The organism is Paenibacillus lentus (assembly GCF_042714055.1).
GTDB classification, from domain to species: Bacteria; Bacillota; Bacilli; order Paenibacillales; family Paenibacillaceae; genus Fontibacillus; species Fontibacillus lentus_A.
Window position 1 is genome coordinate 165,275 of record NZ_JBHGVC010000004.1, and the last position, 12,138, is coordinate 177,412.

The window sequence follows — 12,138 nt, forward strand, 5'->3', positions numbered from 1 at the left end:
TGATATGTTCATTACGGACTTTAAAGAAATCATGGATATCCTCGATACTTCGCAAAGCGTATTCCTCTATGACACAGCAGCTATTTCGGTGCATGAGCTGGCCTTCTTTCGTCATGGCTATCAACTGCCTAATGAATTTATTAGTAATCATCCGATTATTATTTCGCAGACGATCGTAGACGAATTGAGGCTGCATGAAGATGCTGACTTAAGGTACTCTCATTTTTTTAATCAGTTTAGCAAGGTAATTTTAATAAATGAAGCATCGTTTGTTCAATACTTCCACGAAATGTACTCTCCAAAACAGCGTTCCTTAGCGAAATATCAGAATTGTACCATCCGTTCCTTTCTTACAATCCAGTCATTAGCCGAAGCAATTAAGAACATTCCGAATCAGCAAATCGAGAACAAAGTAATGGATTTGTTTACTACCCATTTTTACGGTGGCAGGAATAAAGGGGAATATTCTTTATTATGGCTGTCGAATCTCATACGTGATGTATTTCCGACGCTTGATATTAATTTCATAGGTCTTGATCGTGACTTATATCGCATTGTGGATCACTGCTATTATAGATTCGATAGTATCGCTTCTGAGATTAGAAGCAGGGTTAAGGTTCGTATTTTTAGTAACGATTCGATGCTTCAAGCTCGTATAAGAAGGGGATTGTCGATAGCAGAAATAGTTGATAGTTACAGAGATCCGGCAAGAAAAGTATTGTATAGGGAAATAAATAATGGGATCACAGAACATACGATCATTGAGGGGGCGATGGATAACTCATTGTTTATAGAACTCTTGGAGTTACGGCGAATTGAGGTTGTGTATTAGATTTTTCTGATAACCAATGGATAACACTTTCGTTTTGAGAAATGAGAAGAAACTCTGACCCCGTTTACTGACTTAATATCCAGAAAAGGAGACCTGTATTTGTATTTAATAATAGGTACAATCAGCTTTATCAAGATGTTATTGTTGCAGCAATTACTTCAATTCTATCTGGCTGCGAATATCAGGTACTTATCACAAACGACAATATGGCCGAAGGGGAATTAAAAGCATAATCTGGAGTACGAGCAGATAAAATATATACATTGGGTCAGTTAATTATGGTCAAAAGGTTTGGTTGAGGCTAAAGCCCCGATCTTAGAGCTTGTGAGAGTCCAGATTGATCATTGATCTGTGTTGGGAACCCTCTAATTTCCGACTGCTGCAAAAGTCTACTTTTCTGAACAACAAAAACAGTAAATAACATACGAGCCTCTAGAATCGCTTCTAAGGCTCTTTTTTTGTGCTTAGGGAGACATAATTGTACCCCCTAAAATCTTGGCTTTTCGAAAAACATGACTTTTGCAGGACTCTCTAATTTTAATTTTTGAATGTTTCTTAATTAATTCCAGGTTTCTTTAATAAGATTTTAAAGAAGCCTCAGTCATAGATACTCCTCCTTTACTAATCTTGATGAATTCTGAGAATTCGACAAATACAAATAAATAATAACACACCCTAAATCTAATAATGGTGTGCTAGCGATAAGATGATTATATGCAATAGGGTAATAGCATCCTAATAACATTTAAACTGTATAAAACAACATTTTGTGCATGGACTCATTGTTTTAATATTATTTCTAAAGTATCAGAAAAAGGTATTTCCCCTTTTTAGTCCCTGTTATGTAAGTCCCCTTTAACGATCATAATTGCCCTAGCTAGCATATTTATAACTAACACCTCAATCCTCTTCCAACAGCATTTCCCGAATCACTCGATACACTTTACGTTGAGTCCGTTCGTCTTGTTGCAACATCAAATTTATGCTATCCCAAACCCATTTCTTAGATTGCAAAAAGGGCTCATGTTCATTATCAAATAACTGCTCAATGGATAGATCTAGGGCAGTGATTATTTTTTCAACTGTATCAAGGCGTATGTTTTTCTCGCCGCGTTCAATTTGGCCAATATAGGAAGCTGTAGAACCAATCGCTTCTGCAAGCTGTTCTTGTGTCCAATTTTTTGCTATGCGATGTAGCCGAATTTTTGCACCGATTCGCTGTGTAATAGATACGGATAATTCCATAATATTTTCCACAACCTCTCTCTATATCAAAGTGTAGACCAAGGAAAGAGAGGGTTGGAGTTAGTTAAAAGGACTTTTATATTTATGAAAAGTCGTTTTAACATTGAAACCACTAGCAATGTGAGGTATAATTTCCATATAGTCACATTCTTTTCTTTTCTGCCGATCTACGTTGAATTTTTATCATAACTAAATTCCCATCTTCTCGAAAGGAGGTTCCGTCCATGCAACCAACAACCACGATCCGGCAGCTATTGGAGGATTACATTAAAGAGAAGGGTCTGTCGCTTCATCAATTTTCTGAAATTTCCGGTGTTAATGCTGGAACGCTGAGCGGCCTGATTAATCACCGTAAGCGGATGTCGATGCTTCAGTTGGATCGGATTAGTGTGGGCATGGGGTTGACGGAAGGCAGCTTATACGAGTTGTATGTCGAGGAATGTTTGGCGGAGTCCTCGCCGGATTGGCGCAGGCTGAGATCGCTGCTCCGGCGTTGTGCGGAGCTAGGCAAGCTGGATTGTATCCAGCGAATCATAATTGCCACCATGGACAATTTAGCATATGCTCCACATCTTTTTGAGCTGGCAGAGCAGTGGTACCAAGCAGGAAGAACAAGAGCGGCGGCGCTGTTATACCAATGTGTGGCTGAAAGTGAGAGGTATCAGCATTCGGAACGATTAGCTCTTTGTCAGTATCGTTTATTCACGATTCATCTCGGGGAGGATAGGGAAGTCAATTTATCATTAGCGGCTTCTTTTGAGCCTTATGTGGAACGCTTGGAGGAAGCAATCCAATTGGATGCGCTTAAGGATCTGGCCAATACCTATGCTGCAAATCAACGTTGGACTAAGGTCGAAGAACTTGCTGAACAACTGGGGTATAAAGCGGATATCCAATACAGACTTTCTCCTGGCACGAAGCAACGAAGAAAGCCCTGCACTGAATCGTCTCAATCGAGAACACGAAGGCCTGTACTTTTCTATATTTTTTACGCTTATCTGCTGAGAGCTAACGTTTGTGAGGCGAGGGGAGACTACGAGCAGGCTCTTGATTATGTTTCGTTATACATGGATATGAGCTGGGTGCAAAGTTACAGTGAGACAGAGTGCATAATCATGGAACAGTTTAAGGAATGGGGCCGGGCTAATGCATGCCTGTATCGGCTGATGGCCGGGCAGGAGGAGGTTCTGCCTGAATACGTGGATTACGTTGCTTCCCATGACAGCGAGAAGGTTTCAGCCCTGCTAAAAATCACGGAGGCTGCTAATCGTCATCATTTTCAAGTGGACAACATCCTGGAACGTTTCGGCCCGCATTTAAAATTGCAGGAGCGTGAGCACGCCTTTGGGGGTTATCATGCTGGAATCGCAGCAGATCAACACACGCGTTTGCTGTCCGAGCTGGCGGCTTACTATTTAACTACAGAGCGGGCCGAGCTCGGCATGAACTACATCATCGCCTGTCTGGAGTCCTGTGCAGCAATTTATAGTGAAACGGTAGTCATCCGTTGCGTAGGCTTATTTGAGAAGTATCGGGCATGGGCAACGCCAGAGATGAAGGAGCAGTACACAAATCTAATAAGTGAGGTGCAAAGGAACCATGAGGAGAAAAAAATTGCTGATTGTGTGTAGTTTTGTTCTGACCAGCATAACGTCTTACGAGTCCTTATTTAAGCCCTTGATTCACGGCTTGGGAGGTTGATCCTAAAGGTAATAATAAAGGGGGAATCCAACGGCAAATCGACGATTCTGATGCTTTACATAATTTAATCCAAAATAACGAAGCCTATGGCATAGCAGTAAATTTGAATCAGGAGGCTGTGTTTGCCATGAGGTTCCGTTGGATTGTTATTTGCCTTGTTGTCCTCTATTTATGTTCAGGCTGTACGCAAAACAATACGCAAAACAATACGCAAAACAATACGCAAAAAGCGCAGCAAATCAAGCCGAACGCCAAATCAGAACAACCAAAAACTTTACAGGCTGAGTCTGCTACCCCTAACTTGGCAGGCGGGCCGGAAAAAAAGGTACGAAAGCCGCATCCGCTCTCCTTGGCTGACTTGCGAAAGAAATACCGCAGCACTTTCATATTGAATGGGCCTTCTTCTAAACGAGAAGTGGCTCTGACATTTGACGATGCGCCAGATGATCAGTTTACACCGCTGGTGTTGGATGTGTTGAAAAGGGAGGGTATACAAGCTACATTCTTTGTTGTTGGGAACCGGGTTGAAGCACATCCTGAGGTTGTTAAGCGCATAGTTGAGGAAGGACACCTCCTAGGGAATCATTCTTATAACCATGCCAACCTCCCAAAAATATCGGACGCTGAATTTCGGGAGCAAGTGAACAAGACGGATAAGCTCATCAGCCAATATACGGGATATATCCCGAATATTATTCGACCGCCTTATGGAAATATAAGCGAAGGACAAATTCAGTGGTTAGCAAGCCAGGGTAAGAAAATCATCAATTGGAACGTGGATTCCCTGGATTGGAAGGGATTAACTCCAGAACAGGTAGAGACCAATGTCCTTGCCCATATAAAACCAGGAGCGATTATCCTGCACCACTCTGGCGGTGGAAAAGGTGAGGATTTGTCCTGCACGGTCGATGCCCTGCCTAGGATCATCAACCAGCTTAGAAATGATCAGGTTAAGCTAGTAACGGTTTCAGAGTTATTGGAGCTGGATATTCCAACTAAATAACAGAATGTGCAAGGTATACTGAGCATAAAGTCAGTATACCTTTTTTTTATTCAACCCTTCCGAAGGTTAAACCGAGGAACTACTAACCAGAGGCCGTATCCCTTAATCTCTTTTTATTGTAAAATCATACTAACGCCATATAGTTCTAGAAGCATAGGATCTGGGAATTGGATGTAAGGCTCGGATTAAGGATCTTTTTAAAGTGAGATACGTATACAACTATTAAATATACATACAAGGCAGGTGACTCAGGTGCCTTCCATCCGAATTTCGAGGATTGAGAGAAGAACAAGGGTCGAGGGACCCGGGCTGCGCTACGCCATTTGGGTGCAGGGCTGTCCTATCAAGTGCGAGGGATGCTTCAATCCCCATACTTGGGATATGCAGGGCGGGGAGGAGCAGGAGATCGAGGAGATAGCTCGCGATATTGAAAGAACATTAGAAGCCACCCCTGAGCTGGAAGGTGTCACTTTCTTAGGTGGAGAACCTTTCAGCCAGGCGAATGAATTAAGTATCCTTGCCGCGAAAATAAAGGAATTGGGCTTATCTTTGCTTACGTTCTCGGGCTACGAATATGCAACGATCAGGAGCTCGACCCATCCAGGCTGGCGCCGCCTGCTCCAAGCGACGGATCTGCTGATTGATGGCCCGTACATCCAAAGTCAGCATGATCTTAGCCGCCCTTGGATTGGTTCGAGGAACCAGCAGTATCGTTTTTTGACGAAGGCATATAAACACCTTGAAGCGGAGCTTCCGTCGATCCCCAATAAATTAGAAATACATATCCATCCTGATGGAACGATTACTGCAAATGGCATGGCTCGTGCACTAGATCTGGACATGCTGCATCAGCTGGGCTATACACGCAAGGAGGTATAACGATGAGTATTGAAATTTTGCTAATACCATTAGCTATTGCTGTAACGAAACAGGTGGCGGATAGCATATCGAATTATACGGAAAATAAGAGGAATGAATTCAAAGTCATAGAGACCCGGATGAAGGATGAAGCGCTCTTGAAACAAGCCTTGGAAGAGTGGAGCTGCTCGTTAAGGCAGGTGGAGAGCTTGGATTCCTTGAAGTTGAGCAATGAGAATGAGGTAACCTTCCTATTGAATCAAGAAGGCTGCTATTCCTTGGTGATCTCCACAACCGCAGATGAGCAGGCATTCAGAGTATGGGTGGATAATGTAGAGAAATCTTATACCCACTATCTTCAGCAGAGGGTTTACCAGAACCTGATTGAAAAAGCCAAAGAACAAGGCTTGATCCTGGAGAAGGAGGAACTGCTGGAGGATAATTCCATACAGGTTACTTACATACTCAATGAACAGCAATAAGGGGAGGATGGCGTGAGCAAAAAATACACCAACAGAGGCTCAGCTTGGGCGGCAGCGAATAGCTGGTGGATTTTAGCAACCTTTGTACCTATCGGACTGGCTAGCTTTATAGCCTTCTTATACATTGGGTTCAGAGTGAAAAATAATACCTGGAGAAACTTTGGATTTCTATATCTCGGGTTGCTTATTATAGGCCTCTACATACCTAGTTATGATATGGGGGTACGTATTCTTCTTCTTTCGTGGATTGCATCTATTATTCATGCTTTTATCATTCGCTCAGCTTACTTGGTTCAGTTAGATGTAGTAAAAGAGAATGAGGATATCTTGGAGCAGCAAAGACGTCAACAGCTATGGCAGGAAAATCAAAATAGATTCCAGGGTGCCCCTTATGGGCAACCCCGGCCACAATCTGGATCGGGACATAGGCCACCTTTGCCGAGGAATATGCCTCCGCTGCCGGGGAGCATCCCGCCACCGTCAGGCCACAGACCACCGCTGCCGGGGAATGCTCCGCCACCGTCGGGCTATAGGCAACCGCTGCCAGGGGGCGTCCCTCCCTTGTCAGGCAATATGCCGCCATTGGGAGTAAATACCCCGTCACCATCGGGCGGTATGCCTCCAACGGGCAATATGCCTCCGACAGTAAGGGCTCCGTTGGATGGAAAAATCATAGATATCAATACGGCATCCGAAGCTCAAATCGCCTCGATCCCGGAAATCGGAATTGTACTAGCTAAGAGAGTAGTGATAAAGCGTCAGGAACTGGGAGGGTTTCGATCCTTCGAGCAATTCTCGCAAGTAATGGGGTTGAAAGAACACACCATGAGGAGCATCGCACAGATTGTCGTTTTTTCGCAAGCAACCAGCAACAATATTACTCAGCCTAAATCAGGTAGGATCATAGACTATTAATTCGATCTGGAGGAAACGACGGAATGACTGTACCAGGAATATCAGGCACGCCAGGCACGCACGGAGTACCAGGAATACAATCGAAATCCAGAACATTGCTGGCTAATCTGCTCAAAGCACGGTTCCCCTATTTATATATTCAGACCTGGGAGGAAGACCGCGCCATGTCGGTCATTCGCTCGATTGCCCAGGAGGTTGCTCTGATTAAAACACCGAGAGAAGTGTTGATTTGGCGCATGACGACAGGCATCATTGATGTGAGTGGGCACTCCCGAGGGGACACCAGGCAGCCTTTGAAGGCGCTGGAGTTCATTGAGAAATACGATCGGCCCTGCATTGTCGTCATGCAGGATTTCCATATATACTTCGGGGGGCAAGGAAGAGCGCCGGATTATCAAGTCATTCGGAAGCTGCGCGATATGTTGATTCGCATTAAGCAAAGCCCGAATCCGATCAATGTCATCTTTACATCGCCGTTTCTAATCCTGCCGGAGGAATTGCAGAAGGATATTACGATTGTCGATTTCGAACTCCCTTCCTTCAACGAAATTAAAACCGTGCTGGATGAAATGATCGCCGTGAACGAGCAAAGGGGTCGAATACAAATCACAGTCACGCCGGAGGAACGGGAGCGCATTGCCAAAGCAGCGCTGGGCTTGACGCTTTCCGAGGCCGAGAACGCATTTGCCCGTGCGATGGTGGAAGACGGCCATTTGGACATTCGGGATGTCGAAGTCATCCTCGAAGAGAAAGAGCAGATCATCAAGAAGACAGGCATTCTGGAATTCATCCGCAGTGAATTGAAGATGGAGGACGTCGGCGGCTTGGAGAACCTGAAGCGCTGGCTGACGAAGCGGAATAAGTCTTGGCTGGAATCGGCAAGCAAATATGGTCTGCCCGCACCTAAAGGGGTGCTGATTACGGGCGTTCCGGGCTGCGGTAAAAGCTTGATCAGTAAATCGATCAGCTCCATGTGGCAGCTGCCCCTGTTAAGATTGGACATCGGGAAAATCTTCAGCGGTCTTGTAGGAAGCAGCGAAGAGAACATGCGCAAGGCGATCAAAACCGCCGAAGCGATCTCGCCTTGTATTTTGTGGATCGACGAGATCGAAAAAGGCTTCAGCGCTACTTCCAATGGCGGAGATGGCGGCACGTCGGCCCGTGTCTTCGCCCAATTCCTGACCTGGATGCAGGAGAAAACCAGCCAGGTATTCGTCGTAGCTACGGCCAACAATATTGCCGGATTACCGCCGGAGCTTATGCGCAAGGGCCGTTTTGATGAAATTTTCTTCGTCGATCTGCCGACCAAACGGGAAAGAAAAGAAATTCTGAAGGTTCACATGGGCAAACGCTTGAAGCACCCGGAGGTTATCGGGGAGTTCCAGTTAACCGACGAGGTGCTGGAGGATTTGGCCGTTCAATGCGAGGGTTTCGTCGGAGCCGAGATCGAGCAGCTTGTCATCGATGCCTTATTCGAAGCTTATGCCGTGGATCGCTCCATTCAGTTGGATGATTTCGAGCGGGCTATCGTAAATACGGTTCCGCTATCGATCACCCAGTCCGAGCAAATTCGGGCGATACGCGAATGGGCCAACGTACGCGCGGTTACCGCAACGCCGAAGGAAGATTTGGAGGACTATGTTAAGGAAGACGCTCCAGCTGTCAGCAGCAATCCGGCTCCGGATAGCCAGGATCATGGAGACGACGATGTTCGCTTTAAACGGGGCGGAAGAACAATTGATTTCTAGGGAGTGAGTGATCATGGCCGAAAAAATCCAAGTCCGCATCTTTCCGGACGGATCGATCCATGCCGAGACAAAAGGCATAAAAGGGGAGAAGTGCACGGACCTAATCCCCATTCTGGAGAAGCTGCTGGACGCTGAAGCCGTCAAAGCGGAGTATACGGAAGAATTCTATGAAACGGAACAGATTCAGATCCAGCAAGCGCAAAATATAAAGCTGGAATAAAAGAAGAACCGGGCAGTCATGTATGGCTGCTCGGTTCTTTAGGTTTGCGCATGCTTGACTTCAATTGCTCTACTGTTGGTTCTGTTGCCAACGCTACTTAGGAAGAATTAAATGGATTTCATGATTCTATCCTAGCTCTATAGCGGAAGTTAGCCGAAATAGCTGTATATCATGCATCTAATGCATCGCCTTTTGGCTTATTTCCCTCCAAACCTCATTTTAACTACAAGAAATCCATCTATTTGTACATTCAGTGATAGAGAGCGACTTTAAATACAACAAATCCAGTAACGTTGCATGAAAACCGTCAAATACCGACTGGCCGCCAGTACATTCACACCCTCCTGCAATGATTTGAACCCTTCGCATCATTACCATTGCAAGCCTCTACAATGCCTCCCGAATCACTCGCTTATAATACAGCACCGAAAGGATTGCAAAGATCGAATAAAGCACTGTGTACAGCAGCATCACCAGGATCATAGGCGTCCATAGCTCGGTGCCGAACAGGAACCAGCCGGACTTCACGGCAAAGTAGCTGTGCAGCAGCCCCACAATGAGCGGGATACCGAAGTTGAACAATTGTTTGGCTTGAATACCTTTTAACAAATCTCCTTGGCTGAAGCCAAGTTTTCGGAGTATCGTATAGTTCGGCTTCTCTTCCTCACTTTCATCCATCTGCTTGAAATACAGAATGCAGCCGGAGGTCATCAGGAAGGTGAGCCCCAGGAAGCCGACCACGAACATGATTAGTCCCATCGTTTGCTGCTGGTTGCGTATGACGGCTAGCTGCGATTCATTGATGCTGTCTTGGCCTAATTCTAATTTTTCAAATATCGCGTTAGCCTCGTTCAGTTCGGCAGCATCAGTAATATCGATTCCGATATACGTGGAGGATTTCTTCTGAATCTCAGGGTCGGCATCCTGCTTCAATCGCTCGAATACGGTTTGATCTACAACAGCTATCGGAAGGCCGCCTCTGAAATGCCACGACACAAGGTGTTCTCTATTTATAGCCCGGATCTGTTGCGGAATCACTTCCTGCTGCCCCATGAATTGAATCTCTCCGCTATCCTTAATCGCAAAAAAGGTTTGCATCAGGTCGCTAGACCCCGTCAGGAGCGTCTCCCCTTCGGGCAGATCGAGTTCATTGACCGATGTATCGCTAATGATGCCGATGATCATCACCTGGGCATCAGAATCGTCATTTCCTAAGCGATTTTCCATCACCTGGGCGAAGTCGGCTTTCACCTGAAGCACATCAATGAACGTTTCTTGAAACGGAATACCGCTGGAGGTCAGAGCCTCTTTGAACTTATCCGCATCGGCCTGAACCGTAAACGAGAAATCATTGGGCACGTCGTTCTTCCCCGACCGCTCTGCGGAATAGTAGGAGATATAGCTGAGCGACAACAGGCCGATGGCCAATGCCGATACCGTCGTAATGATGGTCAGCATCAGAGCGTTGGATTTCATTCGGAACATGATGGAGGAGAGGGACAGAACCTCGTTGATGTTCAGATAGCCCCCTTTTTGCCTGCGAATCAGATAGAAGATGAACCGCACCGACCCTTTATAGAACAGATACGTTCCCACGATCACCGAGCCGAGGATCACTACCATCGCAAGGAACAGTTCGGTCATGGCGATAAAGTCTCCGCTGAACAGCTTCGTGGAAATATAATAGCCGAGCGCGATTAAGGCTAAGCCAAAGATCCCGAGGATCATCTCCCATCCCGATACCTTCTTCACCTTCTCTTCCGTGGACGAGCGTACTCTGAAGAGAGAGAGGATACTCTGCCGTTTCATAAAAGTATAATTCATCAGCATGATCAGCAAATAAATCGCGAGGAATACGATGATCGTCTGAATAACGGCTTGAACAGAGAACCTTAGCGTTGCCCCGGACTCCACCGCAGTAATTTTAAATAGAATCATAATAATCAGTTTGGAAAAAGAGAACCCGACGAACATCCCGATCAGCAGTGAGCCAAAATAGAGTATGAAGTTCTCCACCGTCAGAATACGAAATATCCGGTTCTTGGTCAGCCCGATCAATTGGAACAAACCGATCTCTTTGCTGCGCCGTTTGATGAACAAATTGTTGGCATACAGCAGGAAGATAGATACAATGGCAATCAACAGAATCGATCCGGCGCCGATCGCCGCCCCGCCCTTGATGCTTCCTTTGATCTCATCCATAGCTGGATCATACTGCAGCGTGACGAAAGCGAAGTAGAGCGCTACGCTGAAAATGAGGGCGAAGACATACAGGTAGTAATTTTTTGCGTTCTTTTTGAGGTTGCGGAGAATGATGTAATTAATGCTCAACCTGCACCCCTCCTAGTACCCCTTGAGTCTTCATAATGTCCTTGAAGAAAGTCTGCCGTGTCTCTTCCCCCTTATTGAGCTGCGTGTAAACCTGTCCATCCTTGATGAAAATAACCCGGCTGCAATAGCTCGCAGCGACCGGATCATGCGTCACCATCACAATCGTGGCTTGCCGCTTCTTGTTCATTTCGCTTAGCTTGTTCAGCAGATCCGAGGCCGACTTGGAATCCAGCGCCCCCGTAGGCTCATCCGCAAAAATAATGCTCGGCTCGTGGATAAACGCCCGGGCGGCCGAGGTGCGCTGCTTCTGCCCGCCGGAAATTTCATTCGGATACTTATCCTTGATCTCATGAATCCCCAGCTCGGTTGCGACGGCTTGAAACTTTTGGTTAGCTTCTTTCTTGGACACATTGGAAACTGACAGCGGTAGCAGGATGTTCTCCTTCACGGTGAGCGTATCCAGTAAATTATAATCCTGAAAAATAAACCCCAAATGCCGCTTACGGAATTCCGCAAGCTCCTTCTCCTTCATTCCTGTCATCTCATGGCCTTCGATCAGCACGATGCCGCCGCTCACCTGATCGATGGAGGAGAGAACATTCAGCAGCGTCGTCTTCCCGGAGCCTGAGGCTCCCATGATCCCGATGAATTCCCCTTGGTCGATGCTCAGATCGATCCCTTTTAACACTTCCTGTTTATTGAATCTATTGCCGTAGCTTTTATGAATTTTAGTGGCTTCCAGTATCGCCATTTCTCCACACTCCTTTATTCGATAGCTCCATTATAAAAGGGATCGCTCTCCT

General features: G+C 45.9%; 12 protein-coding genes. 8 read left to right on the forward strand and 4 right to left on the reverse strand.

Annotated elements, in window-relative coordinates:
* The first annotated feature begins 4 nt into the window (after positions 1 to 4).
* Positions 5 to 832 (forward strand): hypothetical protein, encoded by an 828-nt coding sequence (locus ACE3MQ_RS10710; RefSeq protein ID WP_379392604.1) that lies wholly within the window; start codon positions 5 to 7, stop codon positions 830 to 832.
* 900 nt (positions 833 to 1,732) lie between these two features.
* On the opposite strand, the gene ACE3MQ_RS10715 is transcribed toward ACE3MQ_RS10710, so the two are convergent.
* A complete protein-coding gene (locus ACE3MQ_RS10715) occupies positions 1,733 to 2,077 on the reverse strand; it encodes a helix-turn-helix domain-containing protein (protein WP_379392605.1) in 345 nt (114 codons plus the stop codon).
* Between the two features lie 224 nt (positions 2,078 to 2,301).
* On the opposite strand from ACE3MQ_RS10715, the gene ACE3MQ_RS10720 reads away from it, so the two are divergent.
* The 4 genes from ACE3MQ_RS10720 (at position 2,302) to ACE3MQ_RS10735 (ending at position 6,121) form a co-directional block, all read left to right on the forward strand.
* Complete coding sequence (locus ACE3MQ_RS10720; RefSeq protein ID WP_379392606.1) at positions 2,302 to 3,708, forward strand: transcriptional regulator; 1,407 nt, start codon at positions 2,302 to 2,304, stop codon at positions 3,706 to 3,708.
* A gap of 197 nt (positions 3,709 to 3,905) precedes the next feature.
* On the forward strand, positions 3,906 to 4,781 hold the full coding sequence (locus ACE3MQ_RS10725; protein WP_379392607.1) for a polysaccharide deacetylase family protein: 876 nt from the start codon (positions 3,906 to 3,908) through the stop codon (positions 4,779 to 4,781).
* Positions 4,782 to 5,033: 252 nt separating this feature from the next.
* Positions 5,034 to 5,660, forward strand: coding sequence for a 4Fe-4S single cluster domain-containing protein (locus ACE3MQ_RS10730; protein WP_379392608.1), 627 nt, complete (start codon positions 5,034 to 5,036; stop codon positions 5,658 to 5,660).
* Between the two features lie 2 nt (positions 5,661 to 5,662).
* Complete coding sequence (locus ACE3MQ_RS10735; protein ID WP_379392609.1) at positions 5,663 to 6,121, forward strand: hypothetical protein; 459 nt, start codon at positions 5,663 to 5,665, stop codon at positions 6,119 to 6,121.
* Positions 6,122 to 6,392: 271 nt separating this feature from the next.
* On the opposite strand, the gene ACE3MQ_RS10740 is transcribed toward ACE3MQ_RS10735, so the two are convergent.
* Positions 6,393 to 6,746: a hypothetical protein gene (locus ACE3MQ_RS10740; RefSeq protein ID WP_379393107.1), complete on the reverse strand. Its 354-nt coding sequence runs from the start codon at positions 6,744 to 6,746 to the stop codon at positions 6,393 to 6,395.
* Positions 6,747 to 6,754: 8 nt separating this feature from the next.
* Here ACE3MQ_RS10740 and ACE3MQ_RS10745 point away from each other — a divergent pair, with 8 nt between their 5' ends.
* Genes ACE3MQ_RS10745 through ACE3MQ_RS10755 form a run of 3 tightly spaced genes read left to right on the forward strand, consistent with a single transcriptional unit; the run spans position 6,755 to position 9,004 of the window.
* Positions 6,755 to 7,036, forward strand: coding sequence for a ComEA family DNA-binding protein (locus ACE3MQ_RS10745; RefSeq protein WP_379393070.1), 282 nt, complete (start codon positions 6,755 to 6,757; stop codon positions 7,034 to 7,036).
* A 23-nt stretch (positions 7,037 to 7,059) separates the two neighbouring features.
* A complete protein-coding gene (locus ACE3MQ_RS10750) occupies positions 7,060 to 8,784 on the forward strand; it encodes an AAA family ATPase (RefSeq protein ID WP_379392610.1) in 1,725 nt (574 codons plus the stop codon).
* A gap of 13 nt (positions 8,785 to 8,797) precedes the next feature.
* Positions 8,798 to 9,004 (forward strand): DUF2997 domain-containing protein, encoded by a 207-nt coding sequence (locus ACE3MQ_RS10755; protein WP_379392611.1) that lies wholly within the window; start codon positions 8,798 to 8,800, stop codon positions 9,002 to 9,004.
* Between the two features lie 387 nt (positions 9,005 to 9,391).
* Here the strand turns inward: ACE3MQ_RS10755 and ACE3MQ_RS10760 are convergent, their stop codons facing one another.
* Both ACE3MQ_RS10760 and ACE3MQ_RS10765 read right to left on the reverse strand, forming a co-directional pair.
* Positions 9,392 to 11,335 (reverse strand): FtsX-like permease family protein, encoded by a 1,944-nt coding sequence (locus ACE3MQ_RS10760; protein ID WP_379392612.1) that lies wholly within the window; start codon positions 11,333 to 11,335, stop codon positions 9,392 to 9,394.
* Complete coding sequence (locus ACE3MQ_RS10765; RefSeq protein WP_379392613.1) at positions 11,325 to 12,086, reverse strand: ABC transporter ATP-binding protein; 762 nt, start codon at positions 12,084 to 12,086, stop codon at positions 11,325 to 11,327. Before ACE3MQ_RS10765 ends, ACE3MQ_RS10760 begins: the two co-directional genes overlap by 11 nt.
* Positions 12,087 to 12,138: the final 52 nt, after the last annotated feature.